The organism is Pararhodonellum marinum, assembly GCF_015354735.1.
Lineage (GTDB): Bacteria > Bacteroidota > Bacteroidia > Cytophagales > Cyclobacteriaceae > Pararhodonellum > Pararhodonellum marinum.
This window is the reverse complement of sequence record NZ_JACEFJ010000008.1, coordinates 1-21,423: the sequence shown is the minus strand read 5'-3', so window position 1 is coordinate 21,423 and position 21,423 is coordinate 1. Positions and strand designations below refer to the sequence as shown.

General features: G+C 43.4%; 15 protein-coding genes. 13 read left to right on the top strand and 2 right to left on the bottom strand.

Annotation, left to right across the window (positions count from 1 at the left end):
* The first annotated feature begins 1 nt into the window (after window position 1).
* Complete coding sequence (locus tag H1A14_RS14690; RefSeq protein ID WP_194777037.1) at window positions 2-1,075, top strand: LptF/LptG family permease; 1,074 nt, start codon at window positions 2-4, stop codon at window positions 1,073-1,075.
* 3 nt (window positions 1,076-1,078) lie between these two features.
* Window positions 1,079-1,999 carry a DMT family transporter gene (locus tag H1A14_RS14685; protein WP_194777036.1) on the top strand — a complete coding sequence of 307 codons (921 nt, stop codon included), beginning with the start codon at window positions 1,079-1,081 and terminating at the stop codon, window positions 1,997-1,999.
* Between the two features lie 413 nt (window positions 2,000-2,412).
* Here the strand turns inward: H1A14_RS14685 and H1A14_RS14680 are convergent, their stop codons facing one another.
* Window positions 2,413-2,823: a GxxExxY protein gene (locus H1A14_RS14680; RefSeq protein ID WP_194777035.1), complete on the bottom strand. Its 411-nt coding sequence runs from the start codon at window positions 2,821-2,823 to the stop codon at window positions 2,413-2,415.
* A gap of 693 nt (window positions 2,824-3,516) precedes the next feature.
* Window positions 3,517-4,323 carry a 4-(cytidine 5'-diphospho)-2-C-methyl-D-erythritol kinase gene (gene ispE, locus H1A14_RS14675; protein WP_194777034.1) on the bottom strand — a complete coding sequence of 269 codons (807 nt, stop codon included), beginning with the start codon at window positions 4,321-4,323 and terminating at the stop codon, window positions 3,517-3,519.
* A gap of 61 nt (window positions 4,324-4,384) precedes the next feature.
* On the opposite strand from ispE, the gene H1A14_RS23305 reads away from it, so the two are divergent.
* The 11 genes from H1A14_RS23305 to H1A14_RS14625 all read left to right on the top strand — a co-directional run.
* A complete protein-coding gene (locus tag H1A14_RS23305) occupies window positions 4,385-4,507 on the top strand; it encodes a hypothetical protein (protein ID WP_262893967.1) in 123 nt (40 codons plus the stop codon).
* Window positions 4,508-4,939: 432 nt separating this feature from the next.
* Window positions 4,940-6,619 carry a dihydroxy-acid dehydratase gene (gene ilvD, locus H1A14_RS14670; protein ID WP_194777033.1) on the top strand — a complete coding sequence of 560 codons (1,680 nt, stop codon included), beginning with the start codon at window positions 4,940-4,942 and terminating at the stop codon, window positions 6,617-6,619.
* A gap of 69 nt (window positions 6,620-6,688) precedes the next feature.
* Window positions 6,689-8,383: a biosynthetic-type acetolactate synthase large subunit gene (gene ilvB, locus H1A14_RS14665; protein ID WP_194777215.1), complete on the top strand. Its 1,695-nt coding sequence runs from the start codon at window positions 6,689-6,691 to the stop codon at window positions 8,381-8,383.
* Window positions 8,384-8,393: 10 nt separating this feature from the next.
* Window positions 8,394-8,894, top strand: a complete 501-nt coding sequence (ilvN, locus tag H1A14_RS14660; protein ID WP_194777032.1) for an acetolactate synthase small subunit — start codon at window positions 8,394-8,396, stop codon at window positions 8,892-8,894.
* A 17-nt stretch (window positions 8,895-8,911) separates the two neighbouring features.
* Window positions 8,912-9,955: a ketol-acid reductoisomerase gene (gene ilvC, locus H1A14_RS14655; protein ID WP_194777031.1), complete on the top strand. Its 1,044-nt coding sequence runs from the start codon at window positions 8,912-8,914 to the stop codon at window positions 9,953-9,955.
* Window positions 9,956-9,958: 3 nt separating this feature from the next.
* Entirely contained in the window at window positions 9,959-11,467 is a 1,509-nt protein-coding gene (locus tag H1A14_RS14650) for a 2-isopropylmalate synthase (protein WP_194777030.1), read from the top strand.
* A gap of 13 nt (window positions 11,468-11,480) precedes the next feature.
* Window positions 11,481-12,881, top strand: coding sequence for a 3-isopropylmalate dehydratase large subunit (gene leuC, locus H1A14_RS14645; RefSeq protein WP_194777029.1), 1,401 nt, complete (start codon window positions 11,481-11,483; stop codon window positions 12,879-12,881).
* A 10-nt stretch (window positions 12,882-12,891) separates the two neighbouring features.
* Window positions 12,892-13,482 carry a 3-isopropylmalate dehydratase small subunit gene (gene leuD, locus H1A14_RS14640; protein ID WP_194777028.1) on the top strand — a complete coding sequence of 197 codons (591 nt, stop codon included), beginning with the start codon at window positions 12,892-12,894 and terminating at the stop codon, window positions 13,480-13,482.
* A 109-nt stretch (window positions 13,483-13,591) separates the two neighbouring features.
* On the top strand, window positions 13,592-15,181 hold the full coding sequence (locus H1A14_RS14635) for an alpha-isopropylmalate synthase regulatory domain-containing protein (RefSeq protein ID WP_194777027.1): 1,590 nt from the start codon (window positions 13,592-13,594) through the stop codon (window positions 15,179-15,181).
* The gene (gene leuB / locus H1A14_RS14630; RefSeq protein WP_194777026.1) at window positions 15,150-16,211 is read left to right on the top strand and encodes a 3-isopropylmalate dehydrogenase; all 1,062 of its coding nucleotides are present in this window, start codon (window positions 15,150-15,152) and stop codon (window positions 16,209-16,211) included. Before H1A14_RS14635 ends, leuB begins: the two co-directional genes overlap by 32 nt.
* A 1,135-nt stretch (window positions 16,212-17,346) precedes the next feature.
* The coding region (locus H1A14_RS14625) for a DUF11 domain-containing protein (protein WP_194777025.1) at window positions 17,347-21,423 on the top strand (4,077 nt) is incomplete at its 3' end.

Genomic DNA, 21,423 nt, shown 5'->3' with positions numbered 1-21,423 from the left:
CATGAAACTGCTAGACAAACTCATCATCAAAGATTTCCTCAAGACGTATATTTTTGTGGTGTTGATGCTGATTCTGATAGTGTTGGTGTTGGACTTTACTGAAAAGAATGATGCATTTATCCGAAATGAGGTGCCAGGCATTGCTATTATTAAGTACATGGTCAATTACGGACTTTACCTTAATAATCTATTGACGCCCATCACGGTCTTTATCTCAGTTATTTTTATCACCTCCAAAATGGCCGGAAGGACAGAAATCATTGCCATTCTGAGCAGTGGTGTAAGTTTTATGCGCATGTTGGTGCCTTTTTTTATTTCTGCGGTCTTGATCGCAATCGTCAGTTTTTTGTTGAATGGATGGATCTTACCCGGAGCTACCGCAGGTGTTTCAGAATTCAGGGTTACCTATTTGGACAAAGAGAAATCCAACCAGGCCCAAAACCTACATATCAAAGTGGCACCTGATACCTATGCCTATATATCAAGGTATTATGCCAACGGAAATACCGGGTACAACTTTACTTTGGAAAAGATCGAGGATGGAAAACTCCTGGCCAAGCTTTCCGCAGACCGGATTGTATGGGATACGGCCAAACTGGCTTGGTCTGCCAAAAATTGGCGGCTAAGGGAACTGGAGGACATGAAAGAGGTATATTCTGTGGGCGAAAGCCTCGATACGGTTTTGTCCATCACTCCCAATGACTTTGATTTGCCACTCAACCACCATGAAACTTTGATTTTGCCCAAACTCAATGAACAGATCAAGATTTTGGAAGAGAGGGGAGCAGATAATGTGGAATTTTACCGAATCGAAAAGTATGTGAGGTACATGTCTCCTTTTGCCGCCATTATCCTGACTTTCATCGGGGTCATCGTATCCTCCAAAAAAACAAGAGGAGGATCGGGATTTAAAATCGCTTTAGGGTTTTTTCTCGCATTTATCTACATCATTTTATTCATCTTGTCCAGGACTTTCGCGGAATCGGGTGCAGCATTTCCCGTTTTTGCGGTATGGCTGCCCAATATCATTTTTTCTTTGACCGGTTTGTTGCTTTACAAAACCGTACCCCGATAAGCCATGGCCTTGCATACCACAGTTAAGGATTACCTCTTAATCCACTTTATTGTGTTGATTTGGGGATTTACAGCCATTTTGGGACTGTTGATTTCTTTGCCTTCAGTTGAAATCGTCTTTTATAGAACCTTGACGGCAACCTTGATTTTGGGATTTTGGTTCATGTGGAAACAGACCAGAGTAACTTTGGCTGCCAATGATTTTTGGAAAATTATAGGGACTGGATTTCTTATTTCTATGCACTGGATCCTGTTTTTTTGGGCCGCAAGGGTTTCAACAGCCTCTGTGTGTTTGGCTGGCATGGCCACCACTTCTCTTTGGACAGCTTTCATAGAACCCATGGTCAATAAAAGTAAAATCAAATGGTATGAGGTTTTCTTGGGAATGATGGTCATTGTAGGGCTATACGTTATTATTAGGTTTGAGGGAGGCTATTGGTTGGGTTTGAGTATGGCCTTGGGTTCGGCTTTGATAGGAGCCATTTTCACAGTGATCAATGGACGGCTGACCAAAAAGCATGACCACTACATCATCACCTTTTATGAAATGATGGGCGCTTGCATCTTTACCTTATTGTTTATGCCGTTTTATGCCCGTTATTTTACCGAAGATGGATTGCAGTTGATCCCAACAGGTATGGATGTGGTATGGTTGCTGATTCTAGGCGGCATTTGCACGGTGTATGCATTTTCTGTTTCGGTAGAACTGATGAAGCGCCTGAGTGCTTTTGCGATCAATTTGACAGTAAATATGGAACCGGTATATGGGATCATGCTGGCGGTGGCCATTTTTGGAGAGAAGGAGAAGATGACCTTTGGTTTTTACATGGGTACACTTATCATACTGGTATCTGTGATCATGTATCCCCTGTTCAATTTCATCCACAAAAAAAAGGTTTCCAAAGCCTTGCTTAGGCCACAGTAATTTGGTTTTCATGGTAGAGTTACTACATAGAGCACATAGATTTTTAAGTTTTTTATAATTGAGCAGAAGCAGGATATATACCAAACCCCCTATGAGAACTATGTAACTATATGGTAAAAAAAAGCATGCGACTTGATTGGTTTTCAGTCTAAGGGCAATAATCAAAAATTAATATCACCACATAAGGCACATAGAGCACATAGTTCTTTTAAATTATTTGTTGGAGGAAAGGATTTTTTACTGAATGCTTCTGTGTGAACTATGTTATCTATGCGGTTAAAAAAATCTTCCCACAATGGGCACATAGATTTTAAGGTTTTTATAATTGAGGGGAAGCTGGATATTTACCAAACCCCCAATGTGAACTATGTTATCTATGTGGTTAAATTAATCAAATAAATTCTTGCAAAATTCTATAAAAGATTCTTATAAATTTCATTCACAAAAGTTTTTTGGCCTTCATGAAATATGTTAGTCACGTTGAAATTAATTAAAATCCCTTTTGGTGCTTCAAGTAATTTCATGTAAGCCAACGTTTGAGCGTGGTATAAATGGGTAAGTTCATTTACAGCTTTTATTTCTACCACTAAACAATTCTCGATGTAAAAATCAAACATAAGGTCCAAGTCAAGAGATTCGCCTTTATAATTGAATGGCATTTTGACCTGTTCGATGAAATTAATTCCTCTTAAATTTAACTCTCTCGCAAGACATTTTTGGTAAACCTTTTCCAAAAGTCCTGGTCCTAAATTTTTATGGACCTCTATAGCGGCACCAATTACATCAAAAGTCAATTTATCTAAATATTTCTTCGAGTTCTCCATAAAAAAATTTAGTTAATTTAAACTTATATGGTTCTTTTAATTTCCGTAATATTCCAACAATTTCAAACTAATAGAATAAATTCATTTAATTATTTCTAGCAATGGAATTTATTTAATGTCACCTAATAGGGCAGATAGAGCACTTAGATTTTTAAGGTTTTTTTAATTGAGGAGAAGCTGGATATTTACCGAAACCCCATTGTGAACTATGTAACTATGTGGTAAAAAACAGCAAGCGACTTGATTGGATTTCAGTCTATGGGCAATAATCTAAATAAAATCTTACCAAATGGGGCCCATAGAGCAGATAGTTTTTTTAATTATTTGTTGGAGGAAAGGTTTTTTTACTAAATTCTTCCATGTGAACAATACTATTTATGTGGTTAAAAAGTCTTACCACATAGAACACATAGATTTTTAAGGTTTTTATAATTGAGGGGAAGCTGGATATTTACCAAACCCCCTATGAGAACTATGTAACTATATGGTGAAAAAAAGCAAGCGACTTGATTGGATTTCAGTCTATGGGCAATAATCTAAATAAAATCTTACCAAATGGGGCACATAGAACACAAAGTTTTTTGTATTTTTTTTTAAGAATGGTCTTTTTCTGGAAACCTCTATGTGAACTATGTAACTATGTGGTTGAAAAAAATTCCCGGCATTCTTTCTGTTAATACCAGATAATGCACTTTATAATCCTCCCTCAAAGACAAAAAAGGAGGTTGGCCAATCTTGTTGGGTGGGCTTTTTTTCGAAAAGTCCGAAAACCGTTGCCCCGGAACCGGACATGGCAGCATAATAAGCCCCCAAGTCATACAGATCTTGTTTGATTTTGGCTATTGTAGGGTATTTGGGAAATATGCTGGCTTCAAAGTCATTGACCAATTGCTCTTTCCACTTGGTTTTATCTGATATGACTTCCCTGATATCGACCGTTGCAAGTTTAGGTTTTACCCCGGCATAGGCATCCTGGGTGCTGATATGGATCTGGGGGTTGATCAGAATAAGGTGATTTCCTTTTAAGTCAACCTGGATCGGTTCCAAAATCTCCCCCCTTCCTTTGGCAATTTTTGGGGTGTTTTCCACAAAGAAAGGACAGTCACTGCCGAGCTGGGCAGCATAATCCTCCAAAAACCAATCCTCCAAATGCAAGTCAAAAAGGTTGTTCATCAGCTTGAGTGCAAATCCTGCATCCGCAGATCCTCCTCCCAAGCCTGCCCCCATGGGTATGGATTTGTGTAGGTGGATTTCCAAATGGGGCAAACCCGTAAAATCTCTTCTCAGTAGGGACAAAGCCTTCAATATAAGGTTGTCCTTGGTAGCTCCGGGAATAGGAAATCCCGTACTTGAAAAGCTTGTCTTTTTGGCCAGAATCATCTCCAAGGCATCAAAAAGCGGTACAGGAACCATGCAGGTCTCAATTTCATGAAAGCCATCTGATCTTTTTGACGTGATATGGAGGCCTAGGTTTATCTTGGCATTTGGAAAAGCAATCATAGATTCATCGGTGATACAGGGCGTAAATATAAAATATTATGCTGATCCTCAATTAAAGCAAATGCCTAATTTTAATGCCCTTCATCAAAAGCGCAGGGAAGGCATGACAAAACGGTATGAAGTGGTCATCACTTTGTTGGACTTACATCAAAATGTGCTTTTCATTAATGATTTATTGCATTAGTAAATTTTTGCTTGAAATAAAAACAAAAAAAATAGGGCATCATTGCATTGGGGAAAATTCCATACAAAATTTTGAATTTGGCTCTAATCTCAAGTTTTGACCAAAACATATTTTAAAATAGAAATCATACATTTAATAAAATTCTTTAAAAATATTTATTTACCATATATTTAATTTCAACTTGAGACAAAAAAAGAATTTAAATATTGTAAGTGTGGAAATTGCGCTTTAATATTGTATGATCAATTCAAATGACAAAGCATAACAAAAAGCATTATCATGATTCAAATAGTCGGTCTTATTGGCATTCAAATTCTCATTATTGAGCAACGATGAGGCACTAGACTATTGTATAACAACCATAAAACGATAAAGTGCCTCAGACAGTGAGGCACTTTTTTTTATAAGTGATTGAAGCACCTAGAAATAACCATGAGTTCAAAGAAATACAGTTGGGAAATCAGTGATAATGAGGGACATCCGGCAGGAATGGCCATGCTTTATGCCACGGGTATGACCCATAAACAGATGAAACAACCCTTTGTTGGGGTAGCCAGTTGTGGATATGAGAGCAATCCATGCAACATGCACCTGAATGATTTCGCCGGTCTGATCAAAGAAGCCTCCCAAGGCCATGATCTGACCGGTTTGGTTTTTAATACCATTGGTATTTCTGATGGCATCTCCATGGGTACTGCTGGAATGAAATACAGCCTGCCTTCCAGAGAGGTCATTGCTGACTCCATAGAGTCCTTTATTTTGGGTCATTCTTTTGACGGTGTAATTGCTGTAGCTGGATGTGACAAAAACATGCCCGGAGCCATCATGGGCATGTTGCGGGTCAATAGACCAGCTATCATGGTCTATGGGGGTACGATTCGTTCCGGCCAATACAAAGGAGAAAAATTAAATGTGGTTTCTGCCTTTGAAGCCTATGGCAAAAGGGTACGTGGTGAATTAAACGATGTAGACTTCAGGGGAGTCATTGAAAATGCCTGCCCCGGTGCAGGAGCATGCGGTGGCATGTACACGGCCAATACCATGTCTTCAGCCATAGAGGCCATGGGACTCTCCTTACCTTACAGCGCCAGCAATCCTGCCAATTCTGAAGAAAAGAAACAGGAATGTATGGAGGCTGCTCAATACATGAAAATCCTCCTCAAATTGGATCTAAAACCAAAAGACATCCTTACCCGAAAAAGTTTGGAAAATGCGGTAAGGGTTGTGGTGGCATTGGGGGGCAGTACCAATGCCGTTCTCCATCTTTTGGCCATTGCCAAAACTGCAGGCATTGACTTTACCCTTGAGGATTTCAGGAGGATCAATTCAGAAACACCTGTAGTCGGGGATTTTAAGCCCAGTGGTCGATTCCTGATGGAGGATTTGCATGAACAGGGCGGATTGCCTGCCTTTATGAAATATTTCTTGGAAAATGGCCTTTTGCATGGAGAATGCCTAACCGTTACCGGCAAAACGGTGGAGGAAAACTTATCCGGGGTTGAGGCGCTGATTCCTTCGGTGGTCAATGTGATTCATCCTGTGGAAAAACCCATCAAAGCTACGGGTCACCTGTGTATCCTACATGGAAATCTAGCCCCAGAGGGAGCTGTGGCCAAAATCTCAGGTAAGGAAGGAAAATCCTTTGAGGGGAAGGCCAAAGTATATGACAGTGAGGAAGCGGCCAATGAGGCCATAAAAAATAAAGCAGTCCAAAAAGGTGATGTTGTGGTCATTCGCTACGTTGGTCCTAAAGGAGGACCTGGGATGCCGGAAATGCTCAAACCAACCTCTATGATCATAGGTGCTGGCTTGGGTTCGGATGTGGCCCTAATTACGGATGGACGATTTTCGGGAGGAACTCACGGTTTTGTAGTTGGCCATGTGACACCTGAAGCTTATTTGGGCGGGCCTATTGGCTTGTTGAAGGATGGTGATTTGATCACCATAGATGCGGATACCTTAAGCATCAAATGCGATGTTTCAGAAACAGAAATGGCGACCAGAAAAAACACTTGGGTCAACAAAGACCTGAGTGCTTTGCAAGGGACGTTAAAAAAATACAGCCTATTGGTTTCTACTGCCTCTGAAGGCTGCGTAACAGACAAAAATTAGAAGATTACCAGTAAATGTTTAGGATTTGCTCGAATCAAAAAAATGCTTGATACCCTAAATGAACAACGCATGAAGGACACTAAAATCAGAGGTGCAGAGATCGTAGTAAAGACGCTTGTAGCGGAAAATGCCTCCGTCATTTTTGGCTATCCAGGAGGCGCCATCATGCCGGTGTATGATGCTTTATATGACTATTGTGATCAATTGGAACATGTCCTTACCAGACATGAACAAGGGGCCATTCATGCCGCTCAGGGCTATGCGCGAGTGTCAGGAAAAGTGGGGGTATGCATCGCTACCTCTGGGCCCGGAGCGACGAACCTGATAACCGGCTTGGCAGATGCGATGATAGATAGCACGCCGCTGGTCTGTATTACAGGTCAGGTAGCGTCACATTTATTGGGTACTGATGCCTTTCAGGAAACGGATGTGGTGGGACTTTCCATGCCGGGAACCAAGTGGAACATTCAGGTGAGGAAACCTGAAGACATTGCTCCAGCCATTGCCAAAGGTTTTCATATTGCAAGATCAGGTAGACCAGGTCCGGTTCTGATTGACATTACCAAAGACGCACAAACTGCTTTGCATGAGTTTAATTATGTACCCTGTCTTAACATTCGATCTTATAAACCCTACCATAAAGTAAATCCGGAAGACATTAAAAGTGCCGCCGAATTGATTGATCAGGCAGAACGTCCCTATTTGTTGTTTGGACAGGGGATAGTGCTTGGACAGGCTGAGAAGGAATTAAAAGCTTTTTTGGATAAATCCGGAATCCCGGCGGCCTGTACTTTGCTTGGTTCAGGTGCCTTATCCCAAGAACATCCCTTGTATGTGGGCAAATTGGGTATGCATGGAAATTATGCATCCAATTTATTAACCAACCAATGCGATGTGCTGATCGCTGTAGGTATGCGTTTTGACGATCGGGTGACCGGTGATCTGAAACGCTATGCCAAGCAGGCGAAAGTCATCCACCTTGAATTGGATGCGGCTGAGATCAACAAAAATGTAAGATGCGCAGTATCCGTGCAGGGAGACTGCAAAGAAAGCCTTCAGTTGCTTACTGAATCCATACAGCCCAAAAAACACCTGGCTTGGTTGGAAAGGTTTCGGGAATTGGAACAAATGGAGAAAAATGAGGTAGTCGGCAATGACCTGCTTCCCACAAAACTTGGACTGACCATGGGTGAGGTGATCAGATACATCAATGAATTCAAAGCAGATGATGCCATATTGGTTACCGATGTGGGTCAGCATCAGATGATCGCTTGGCGATATTTTGATTATAAAAATACCAGAACCCAGGTCACTTCAGGAGGATTGGGAACGATGGGCTTTGCCTTGCCCGCTGCCTTGGGAGCTCAAATGCACGATTACAAGAAACAGGTGATCTGTGTAGTCGGAGATGGAGGCATACAGATGACCATACAGGAACTCGGCACCATCATGCAGACCCAAGCCCCCGTCAAAGTGGTATTGCTCAACAACAATTACCTGGGCATGGTAAGACAGTGGCAGCAGATGTTTTTTGAAAAAAGGTACTCCTTTACGGAACTGAACAATCCTGATTTCATCAAAATAGCCGATGCCTATGGTTTCAAAGCCAGTAAGGTTACCTTGAGGCAAGAGTTGAGGGATTCAGTAGCTGAAATGTTGATGCACAATGGGCCCTATTTTCTTGAAGTCGTTGTCGAAAAAGAGGACAACGTTTTCCCGATGATTGCCACCGGATGTTCCGTGGAGGAAGTAAGGCTAAGCTAAAAAGACTTATATGACGCGATATACCATTTCTGTTTTCACAGAAAATTTTATAGGAATACTGAACAGAATCACCATCATCTTTACTCGGAGAGGCATCAATATCGATGGACTCACTGCCTCAGAAAGTAGGGAAGATGGCATATATAGGATCACCATTGTGGTGACCACGAGTGAAGAACAGGTCATTCAACTGACCAAGCAATTGGAGAAAATCATCGATGTGATCAAGGCATTTTACTATGTGGACGATCAGGTGGTACACCAGGAAATTGCCCTGTACAAAATACCTATCCAAAGCCTCAATCCGGGACTTGAGAAAGTTATCAGACAATTCAATGCCCACATCATAGCGGCAGAACAGGAATTTGTAGTGATCGAATTGAGTGGGCACAAAGAGGATACCCAGGCCTTGTTGGAGATCCTTAAAGAATTCAATATCCTGGAATTCGCCCGATCGGGCAGGGTGGCAGTAGCCAAACCCATGGAGACTTTAGAAAAATATTTAAAATAATCAAACCTTAATTTACTATGAAACTGAAATTCGGAACAGTTGAAGAAAATGTTGTTACCCGCGAGGAATTCCCTTTGGAAAAAGCCAGAGAAGTATTGAAAGAAGAAGTGATTGCTGTATTGGGTTATGGCGTACAAGGTCCTGGTCAGGCACTCAACCTCAAAGACAACGGCTTCAATGTCATCGTGGGACAACGTAAAAACTCCAAAACCTGGGACAAGGCCGTAGCTGATGGCTGGGTACCTGGAGAAACCCTCTTCGAACTGGAAGACGCCTGTGAAAAAGGAACCATCCTTCAATTCCTACTATCAGATGCGGGTCAGATTTCCCTCTGGCCTACCGTCAAAAAGCACTTAACCCCCGGAAAAGCATTGTATTTTTCTCATGGATTTGGAGTGACTTACAAGGATCAGACCGGTATCATTCCTCCTTCGGATGTGGATGTAATCCTGGTAGCACCGAAAGGATCAGGCACCTCGCTTAGGAGGATGTTTGTTGAAGGCAGAGGGTTGAATTCTTCCTATGCCATTTACCAGGATGCTACTGGCAAGGCCAAGGACAGAGTCGTTGCTTTGGGGATAGGCGTAGGTTCTGGATATTTGTTTGAAACTGATTTCTACAGAGAAGTTACTTCAGACCTCACTGGAGAAAGAGGCACCTTAATGGGAGCCATTCAAGGAATTTTTGCAGCCCAGTATGAAGTTTTGAGGGCCAATGGGCACAGTGCTTCAGAAGCCTTCAACGAAACAGTGGAGGAGCTTACCCAAAGTTTGATGCCTTTAGTGGCTGAAAACGGTATGGATTGGATGTATGCCAATTGTAGCACTACTGCACAAAGGGGTGCCTTGGATTGGTGGAAGCCTTTCAGGGATGCCACCAAGCCCGTTTTCGAAGAGCTTTACCATTCCGTAAAAACCGGCAAAGAAGCAGCCAAGTCCATCGAATCCAATTCCAAATCGGATTACAGGGCAAAGCTGGAAGAAGAATTGAAAGAATTGAGAGAATCTGAAATGTGGCAGGCAGGTGCTGTCGTCAGAAAATTGAGACCCGAAAACAACTAAGTTATGAGTGAAAAGCTATGGATATTCGATACCACTTTAAGGGATGGAGAACAGGTTCCGGGTTGCCAGTTGAACACCCAGGAGAAAATAATCGTAGCAAAGGCCCTGGAAGAATTAGGGGTTGATATCATTGAAGCAGGCTTTCCAATTTCGAGCCCCGGTGATTTCAATTCCGTAATGGAAATTTCAAAGGCAGTTTCCAACCCCATCATTTGCGCTCTTTCCAGAGCAGTGGAAAAAGACATTGAAGTGGCGGCAGCTTCATTGAGGTATGCCAAAAAAGGGAGAATCCATACCGGAATAGGCGTCTCTCCTTACCACATTCAATACAAGCTTAGGACCACCCCAGAGGACATCATCGAAAGGGCTGTGAAGGCGGTGAAATACGCCAAGTCTTTTGTGGAAGATGTAGAATTCTATGCGGAAGATGCTGGCAGGGCTGAACATGAATTCTTGGCCAAAATTGTGGAGCAGGCCATCAAAGCAGGTGCGACAGTGATCAATATCCCGGATACGACCGGCTATTGTCTGCCGGAGCAATATGCTGCCATGGTCCGGTTTCTGAAAGAAAACGTGTCCAATATTGACAAAGCCATCATTTCCACCCACTGCCACAATGACCTTGGCATGGCCACAGCCAATACCATCGCAGGGGTACAGCATGGCGCAAGGCAAGTGGAAGTTACCATCAACGGCATAGGGGAGCGGGCAGGCAATACCTCCATGGAAGAAGTGGTGATGGCCATCAAATGTCACCATGACATCCCTGTCCACACAAACATCAATACCACCAAGATCTACGAAACCAGTCGACTGATTTCCAAATTGATGAATATGCCCGTACAACCCAACAAGGCCATTGTGGGTAGAAATGCCTTCGCTCATTCGTCTGGAATTCACCAAGACGGTGTATTGAAGCACAGAGAAAATTACGAGATCATAGATCCCAAAGAAGTCGGTGTGCACGAATCGTCCATCGTTTTGACTGCTAGAAGTGGCCGGGCTGCACTCAAGCACCATTTGGATGCATTGGGTGTTGAATTGGCCGGAGAGGAGTTGAAAGAAGTATATGAATCCTTTTTGACGTTAGCCGATTCAAAAAGAGACATCGGTCCCAAAGACCTGCTGGCCTTGGTTGGCAAATACATCGAGGATTCAAGCTTCATTGAATTGGTCAAAGTCCGATACGAATCCAATGGTTTGATCAAGGCTGAGGTGGAACTTAAGGTGGGGGATAATTTCCGGAAAGCTTCTTCTGAGGGAAATGGCCCCGTCGATGCAGTGCTGAAAGCCATAGAGAAAATTGTCAAGCCTCAGATCGTATTGGAAGAATTTCTGATCCAAGCCATCACAGCGGGAAGCGATGATGTATGTAAGGTACACATGCGCCTGATGCAGGAAGAAAAACCCTATTATGGATTTGCATCGGATACCGACATCGTGCAAGCTTCAGCACAGGCTTTCGTGGATGCCTTGAACAAAATTCCAGTGAATAAAAAAGTATTGCTTTAGAGAGAATAGAGAGATGGAAAAGAAAACCTTATTTGATAAAATTTGGGATGCCCATGTGGTAAGGACTGTCCCCGACGGTCCGGATGTTTTTTTCATAGATAAACATTTTATCCATGAAGTGACCAGCCCTGTTGCCTTCCTCAATCTGGAAAAAAGAGGGGTCACAGTGCTTCATCCGGAAAGAACCATCGCTACTCCTGACCATAATGTGCCTACCATAGATCAGGAGAAAACCATTAAGGATCAACTGTCCCGCATGCAGGTAGAAAAACTACGGACCAACTGTAAAAAATACGGCATTGAATTGCATGATTTAGGTTCAGCCCACCATGGCATAGTCCACGTGATCGGCCCTGAATTGGGGGTTACCCAGCCGGGAATGACCATCGTGTGTGGAGACAGTCACACTTCCACCCATGGGGCTTTTGGGGCGATAGCCTTTGGGATTGGTACTTCTGAAGTAGAAATGGTCTTGGCTACCCAATGCATCATGCAGAGCAAACCCAAAAAACTCAGAATCACCGTAGATGGGGAACTCGGCAAAGGCGTCACCTCCAAAGACATCATCCTTTACATCATTTCCCAGATTTCGGCGAGTGGGGGAACAGGCTATTTTATAGAATATGCTGGTTCAGCCATCCGTGCCCTGAGCATGGAAGCGAGAATGACCATTTGTAACATGAGTATTGAAATGGGTGCCCGAGGCGGACTGATAGCTCCTGATGAAACCACTTATGCTTATTTGAAAGGAAAAAGGTACTCTCCAAAAGGAGCAGATTGGGAAAAAGCCGTGGCTTATTGGGAAAGTCTGAAAACTGATGAAGGGGCCGAATTTGACTTAGAATACCATTATGATGCAGCGGATATTGAGCCGATGATCACTTATGGGACCAATCCAGGCATGGGGATCAAAGTCAAAGGGTTTATTCCAGAAACAGTGGGCATGGAGGGTAGCAACAAGAAAAGCTACCTAAAATCCCTGGAGTACATGGGTTTTCTACCCGGGGAAGCCATCCAAGGCAAAAAAATCGATTATGTCTTTGTGGGTAGCTGCACCAATGGCAGAATAGAAGATATCCGTTCTGTTGCCGAATTTGTAAAAGGCAAGAAAAAGGCGCCCAACATCACAGCATGGATAGTTCCCGGTTCGAGAGAAGTGGAAAAACTGGCCCATGAAGAAGGATTGGTTAAGATCCTGGAAGAGGCGGGATTCAAACTTCGACAGCCGGGTTGTTCTGCCTGTTTGGCCATGAACGATGATAAAATCCCATCCGGTAAATATGCCGTCTCCACATCTAACCGAAACTTTGAAGGGAGACAGGGACCAGGTTCAAGGACCCTATTGGCTAGTCCCCTCACCGTAGCTGCGGTAGCTGTGACAGGAGAGATCACTGACCCAAGAGAAGTATTTTAAATAGAAAACAATGGCTTACGATAAATTCAATGTATTAAAAAGCACGGTAGTACCCCTGCCGGCTGAAAATGTGGATACGGATCAAATCATTCCCGCCCGTTTTCTAAAAGCCACCGAAAGGGTAGGCTTTGGTGATAACCTGTTTCGTGATTGGCGGTATGATCCCACAGGAGCCCCCAAACCTGATTTTGTCCTGAACAACCCGACCTATCAGGGAAAAATTTTGGTATCAGGAAAGAATTTTGGTTCAGGATCCAGTAGGGAACACGCAGTATGGGCAATTTATGATTATGGATTCAGGTGCGTGGTATCCAGTTTCTTCGCAGACATCTTCAAAAATAACTGTCTGAATATCGGTGTGCTCCCCGTTACAGTCAGTGAAAAATTCCTTAATTCTGTTTTTGAGGCTGTAGAGGCAGATCCCAAAGTAGAACTCGAAGTGGACATAGAAAGACAGTCCATCACCCTGCTGAGTACAGGTGAGTCCGAATCCTTTGATATCAACAGCTACAAAAAGGAAAACATGAAGAACGGGTTCGATGACATCGATTACCTGTTAAATCTTAAAGAAGAGATAGCGGAATTTGCTAAAACCCGCTAAAGCGGGTTTGCAAATCTAAATATTAATTATTATTCAAACCAATTGAAAATCTGGTTTTTGGCAGTAAGTACTGCCGAATTACAGGTTTGAGAATGTTCAAAAAGACACCATGGGCCAGCAAAGGATATTAGAGATCATGGATACTACGCTCAGGGATGGAGAACAAACTTCCGGTGTGGCATTCCTGCCTTCCGAAAAACTTCAAATTGCCAAATTGTTATTGGAAGAGCTTAAGGTGGATAGGATTGAGGTGGCTTCTGCAAGGGTCTCAGAGGGAGAATTGGAAGGTGTCAGCAAAATCACCCAATGGGCCGCTGAGAAGGGGTTCCTGGACAAGATAGAGGTTTTGGGATTTGTAGATACCCCTGCATCTGTGGACTGGATGGTCAAAGCAGGCGCCAAAGTGATGAACCTGCTGACCAAAGGCTCTCTAAATCATTTGGTCCACCAATTGAAAAAGACTCCCGAACAGCATTTTGAAGAAATAGATGCCTGCATCCAATATGCCCTGAGTAGGGGAATTGCGGTGAATGTTTATTTAGAAGATTGGAGCAACGGCATGCGGAATTCCATGGAATATACGATGGAATTGATAGGCTTTTTGGCCAATAAGCCGGTACAAAGAATCATGTTGCCAGATACTTTGGGTTTGCTTCATCCCCATGAGGTGGCTAAGTTCGTTCGATTGATTACCAGTGAGTTTCCAGATTGTCATTTTGATTTTCATGCCCACAATGATTATGACCTTTCCGTAGCCAATGTACTGGAAGCCATAGCAAACGGGGTGTCAGGGATTCACACTACCGTCAACGGTCTGGGTGAAAGGGCAGGCAATGCCCCTTTGGAAAGTGTAGTGGCGGCGGTGAGCGATTTTACTGATTTTCGACTTCATGTTCAGGAAAACAAGATTTTCAGAGTCAGCAAATTGGTAGAACAATTTTCTGGTCTGCACATACCTTCCAATAAACCTGTGGTTGGGGAAAATGTATTTACTCAGACAGCTGGCATTCACGCTGATGGCGACAACAAGAAAAACCTTTATTTCAATGACCTCTTACCAGAGCGATTTGGTAGAACCAGAAAGTATGCCTTGGGCAAAACCTCAGGAAAAGCCAATATCCTTAAAAACCTGATGGAGCTTGGCATTTCTTTGGAGCCTGAAGAACTGGCAAAGGTGACCCAAAAAATAATTGAGCTTGGAGACAAAAAGGAAAGGGTGACTACGGAAGATTTGCCCTATATTATCTCAGATGTACTTCAAAACAACTCCATCAGGAAGGACATCAGCATTGAGGGGTATCACATGGCTCATTCCAAGGGACTCAAACCCACGGTTCAGCTCAGGCTGAAAATCCAAGATAAATGCTACGAGGAATATGCATCTGGAGATGGTCAGTATGATTCTTTCATGAAGGCGGTGCAAAAGATATACAAGTCTCTGAACAAATCCCTTCCCAAATTGACTGACTTTCATGTCAGCATTCCTCCTGGAGGAAAAACCGACGCATTTGTCGAAACGGTGATCACTTGGGATTACGGGAAAATATTCAAAACCAAAGGACTGGACAGCGACCAAACAGTGGCTGCCATGATGGCCACAGAAAAAATGCTAAACATCATAGAACAATTCGATAAACACGATAACGACAAAGAAAAAAAGAATTTTTATGGAAATGAATATAGCACTGTTGCCAGGTGATGGCATAGGCCCGGAGGTAATACAACAAGCTGTAAAAGTAGTCAAAGCGGTAGGTGAAAAATTTGGGCATAAGATACATTTTGAGGAGGCGGCCGTTGGTGCGACAGCCATAGACCAGGTTGGAAATCCGTACCCTGATGCCACGCATGAGGTGTGTTTGAGAAATGATGCGGTCCTTTTTGGCGCCATTGGAGATCCAAAGTACGACAATGATCCCAAGGCTAAAATCAGGCCTGAGCAGGGATTGTTGGAGATGAGGAAAAAATTGGGGCTATTTGCCAATGTGAGGCCCACTTTTACTTTCCCCTCCCTATTGCATAAATCCCCTTTGAAAAGAGATAGGATCGAAGGTACTGACTTTGTTTTTTTAAGGGAGTTGACCGGTGGAATCTACTTCGGTGAACCGAGGGGAAGGAATGAACAGGGTACCAAAGCCTTTGATACGAATGTTTATTCCAAAGAAGAAATATCCAGATTGGCCATCATGGGTTTTGAATTCGCCATGAAAAGAAGAAAATTATTGACCTGTGTGGATAAAGCCAATGTATTGGCGACATCCAGGCTATGGAGAGAGACGGTGCAGGAGCTGGCCCCAAATTATCCGGATGTAAAGGTGGAATATGAATTTGTGGATGCTGTGGCCATGCGGCTGATCCAATGGCCAAAGGCATATGATGTTTTGATTACAGAAAATCTTTTTGGGGACATCCTCACGGATGAGGCTTCTGTGATTTCCGGTTCTATGGGCTTGATGCCTTCGGCTTCTTTAGGCACGGATAATAAATTGTTTGAACCGATACACGGTTCTTATCCACAGGCTACCGGAAAAAACATTGCCAATCCTTTGGCCACAGTGTTGTCAGCGGCCATGATGTTTGAGTATGCCTTTGGCTTGGATGCCGAGGCCAAGGTTATTTCGGATGTGGTAAACCTTTCATTGGAAAAAGGGGTGGTGACCGAGGACATAGCAGATGGAGGTAAAGCCTACGGAACCTCGGAAGTAGGTGACTGGCTGGCGGAAAACGTATAGGGGATACCTCCTAGTCATCCCGTCCCTTCCCTAGTCCTTTCGACCTTCTTTTAGTCATTTCGACCGAAGGGAGAAATCTAAGAATGCCTTAAAATTTTTAGACTTCTCCTGTCGTCGAAGAGACTAGGGCAAGCTTTTTTAATAGTATTGCTTGTTTTGAATGGTTTGGTATTGCCACTGGCCTTTCCTTTCCATTTCTTCTGTTTCTTTTCCATTTCAACCGTTTCTTAGTCCTTTGGCCATTTTCTTAGTTATTCCGACCTTCTTTTAGTCCTTTCGACCTTCTTTTAGTCATTTCGACCGAAGGGAGAAATCTAAGAATGCCTTAAGATTATTAGACTTCTCCTGTCGTCGAAGTGACTAGGGCAGGTTTCTCAAAGCCACTTTCCAGGTTTTGATGGATTGCTACTGGCTTTTACCTTAGAGTAAATAGACTTATCCTAATGTCGAAGTGACTAAGGGCAAGTTATTTAAGGCAGCTTTCCGGGTGTTATTGGATTGCTACTGGCATTTACCTTCCCTTTCCATGACAATCATTTCTTAGTAATTCCAACCTTTCTTAGTCATTCCGACCTTCTTTTAGTCATTTCGACCGAAGGGAGAAATCTAAGATAGACTCAGGTTATTAGACTTCTCCTACCGTCGAAGTGACTAGGTAAAGTTTCTCTATAGATCTTTCCCAGTTTTGATGGATTACCAGTAGTTCGGTTTTTCCGTTTAAACCTAAATTTATGGGAATCCGTAATTGAGATTTTTTTCTGAGCAAAAGCCAATAAATCCTCTGTTTATTGTAATTATCAATACTCCTCAGGAAATTTTTTTCATTTAACTAAAAATAATATCACTCAAATTTTGAAAAGGTTCAACGTAAGGATGACTAAAAAAGTATTAAGCAAAATGAATTACGTTTACAAAAAAATGTTTTTTAAACAAATTATATTCTAAACTGCTCTTTTTTTAACCACTTTTATTTCGATATAATTCCTAAAAGAGAGAAAAACATCATGAAAAATTTCTTTTTAAAAATAAAAATTAATTTATATTTGACCTTTAAGTATACATAGACTAGGCCCTGGTTTAATTATTAGATTGAGATAAATCATTAATATTTGACAGAATTTTTACCGAGTTTTTTATGAAAACAGATGCCCAGCCGAGTTATGGTATGCCAAATTCCATATGGAAATTGGTACTATTCTCCACCATCCTTGTTTTAATCGCATTCATTTCACCCGTAATAGACACTTTTGCCCAGGCAGGAAAAGATGGTAATCTGGTGGTGAACAGTCCGAATCTTGTGGTGAACAATTACAGTCCGGTAGTGAGTAATATCGCTTCGGATTCCAGAGAAATATTGGTCAATAATGTGGCGGCTGATCTGGGTGGCCTTGAAGTAGGAGACCTGATCATGATTTACCAAGCCCAGGGTGCAAATATTGCTACCGGCAATAACTCAGGCTACGGAGCTATCACCAATTACAACGCTGCCGGCTTGTATGAATTCCGATACATTGCAGCGGTGAATGGAAATGAAATCACAACAGATTGTGAAATCACCAATAATTATGCAGCAAACGGGGCCACCCAAGTTATAAAGGTACCCCAATACGATATATTAACGATTAATGCCGGAACGTCGATTACTGCACTTCCCTTTGCCGATCGAGCAGGCGGAAGGTCAGGAGGTCTGGTTGTCGTCCATGCCAATCAAATCATCAACAACGGAATCATCAATGCTTCTGAGTTGGGTTTTAGAGGAGGAAGGGTTTTCAATGGCAGTCTTGCCAGCGGCAATAACCTTTGGGGAAATTTTGTCAGTGCCGACGCATCTTATGGGGGAGAAAAAGGAGAAAGTATTGCAGGTAACTGGGTACAATATGATGGATTAGGCGGAAGAAATGCAAGAGGGGCACCGGCGAATGGAGGCGGGGGTGGTAACTCTCACAATGCCGGTGGTGGTGGAGGCGCCAATGGCAACAACGGAAACGTATGGACCGGGCAAGGAGTGATGTGTGCGGCCTGCCCAGGAGCAGCAGCTTGGAACTTAGATCCGGCATTTATTGCAAACGGCAATGCTTTGACCACCTCCTCCGGGGGTGGTCGAGGTGGTTATACCTTTAGTACCTTCAACAGGAATGCCTTGGCTGAGGGACCCGGAAATACGAACTGGGGAGGTAACAACAGATACGAAGTTGGTGGTAGGGGCGGTAGACCCTTGGTGGCAGATCCTGCCAGTAGGATATTTTTAGGTGGTGGAGGCGGTGCCGGAGATGGAAATAACAATGCAGCCACAGCAGGAGGCAATGGAGGAGGAATCGTTTATTTGATGGCCAATTCCATCACTGGAAATGGTACAGTAATAAGTAACGGACAAACTGCCCTTAACACCCCTCCAACCGGTAATGATGGACCTGGTGGTGGTGGCTCTGGTGGTTCAATCATCATAAGGTCCGCCAATGTGGCCAACTCACTTACCATTACTGCCAACGGTGGAAATGGAGGTAATCAAAATATTACTTGTTGTGCCGATGAAGCTGAAGGTCCAGGAGGCGGTGGAGGTGGAGGATTTGTGGCTGTAGCCGCAGGTGCACCTGCCATAAATATTCTTGGAGGAGCCAATGGTACCACCAATAGTTCTGGCGTTACTGAATTCCCTTCCAATGGAGCCACCCAAGGTGCAAATGGACAGATTGCCGCAGTTACAGCAGATCCTGAATTGGAAGAATGCTGTTTTTTGGTCGAGGATTTCAATACGGGATCAACCTCAGATTTTGAAGACAATTGCTGGGCGTTTACAGGAAATGCTGGAATTAACAACAATCGCATTGAAGGTAACCAATCGACAGCGATAACACCATTTTTTATATTTGAAGGAGCAACTACCATTACTTTTGATTATGGTCTGGCACCAGGTCCTGGTCAGGGAGCCAATAGAACCATCACTACAGAAATCATAGACACAAATGGAAATGTGGTAGCTACAGATGCTGTTTCTTTTGGTCCAAATGATACAGGAACGAGAACCATCAATGTCAATCTGACTGGAATTTATAGAATAAGATTCAATCTTTCCAATTCAGCCAACAGGCAAATTTATCTGGATAACTTCACCATCAATGCCTGTATAGCGGTGGATGAAGACTGCGAAATCGAGTCTGACCTCCAAATCATCAAATCTGTTTCCAATGATACCCCGGAAGTTGGGGAAGCCATTTCATTCTCTTTGGTGGTGACTAACCTAGGCCCAGCTGCCAATACAGGTGTAGTGGTAGAAGACGTGTTACCATCTGGTTATACTTTTGTTTCAGCCAGTGCCACACAGGGCACATTCGATGAAGGAACAGGGATTTGGACTGTTGGGGATTTGCCTGTAGATGGCACAGCCACCTTAACCTTAAACGTAACGGTTAATGATGGGGGAGTCTATACCAATACGGGAACGGTAGATGGAGATTTCGATGATCCGGATTTGGATAACAATACATCTACGGTAACACCTAGGGTTCAAATAGGCAACAACATCATTGAAGCTGACCAGGAAATCTGTTTGGGAGAGACGGTCAATCCTTTGACAGGCTCATTGCCTACAGGTGGAAATGGCAGCACCTATACCTATCAGTGGCAGATTTCCACCGATGGAACGAATTTTACAGATATTCCAGGAGCCGATGGGCAAAATTACAGCCCTGGTGCTTTGACTGAAAACACTTTTTTCAGAAGAGTCGTATCTTCTACTCCAGCTACAGGTCCTCCGATTACCGGCGTAAGCAATGTAGTCACTGTCACGGTCAATTTGCCACCTTCTGTGGCTGATGCAGGAATCGATCAGTTTTTATGTGGAGCCACCACAACCAATCTCGGAGCCATCGCACCGACAAGTGGCATTGGTTCTTGGTTCTTTGTTTCAGGACCCAACACACCTGTAATAGGTGATCCCCTTTCTCCTAATACTCCAATAGACAACCTTCAAGAAGGTACCTATATTTTTGAATGGAGAGTCAGTAGCGGGGATTGCCCTCCAAGTAGCGATTTTGTCGAAATCGATGTTTCTGCTGAACCAAGTCCAGCGGATGCCGGACCTGATCAAGATCTTTGTGGGATTTTCACCACCACTTTGGCAGGCAATTCTCCGGCAGTGGGTGTAGGCCAATGGGTAGTAATATCAGGAACAGCAGATTTTGCGGATGATTCCGACCCTAATACTACTGTAAGTAATTTGGGTATAGGAGACAACGTATTGAGCTGGACCATCAGCAATGGTGGTTGTCCTGCTACAGGTGATGAAGTTACCATTACCGTTCTGGAGGACATAGACAACAATGTCATCAATGCAGATCAAACCATATTTGTAGGACAAACGCCGGATCCATTGACTGGTAGTGTACCCACTGGCGGAACAGGAACCTTCAGCTATCAATGGCAGGTATCTACCGACGGTACAAATTTCACTGATATTTCAGGTGCCAATGCCCAAGGTTTTGCTCCTGGAGCATTATCTGTGACTACTTATTATAGAAGAATTGTTTCATCCGGATCATGTGATGACGTGATCAGCAATGTGGTTATCATATCTGTGGATGAATTGGCAGACTTGGCTATCAATAAATCCGCGAGTAACCTTACGCCAGATATTGGAACAACCATCACTTTTACACTTTCAGTTCAAAACAATGGCCCCAGCGATGCCACAGGAGTGGTGGTCTCTGATGTGATTCCAAGTGGTTTTGATTATGTAAGTGACAATGGAGGAGGAAACACTTCTTATGATCCCGTAAGCAGAGAAGTTACCTGGAACATCGGCAATTTATCCACTGGTCCTCCCGTAACTTTGATCATAACTGTCGAAGTATTAGAGTCTGGTGATTTCACCAACATAGCAACTGTTGATGGCAATGAAGATGATCCTGACCTGGATAACAATACCAGTCAAGTGACCATCAATCCTGTTGGTGCTCCTGCCATTGAAGTGACCAAGACGGCAGCCACCGCAAGCTATGCGGCGGTCGGCGATCTGCTGGAATACACCATCACGGTAGAGAACACGGGCAACACGACCCTGACCAATATTGTGGTGGAAGATCCTCAGACGGGCTTCAACACCACCATCGCCAGCCTTGCCCCGGGAGCAACCGAGAGCTTCAACGTAAGCTACACGGTGACCCAGGCGGATATTGACAACGGCAGCTTCACCAACACGGCTACTGCAACCGCA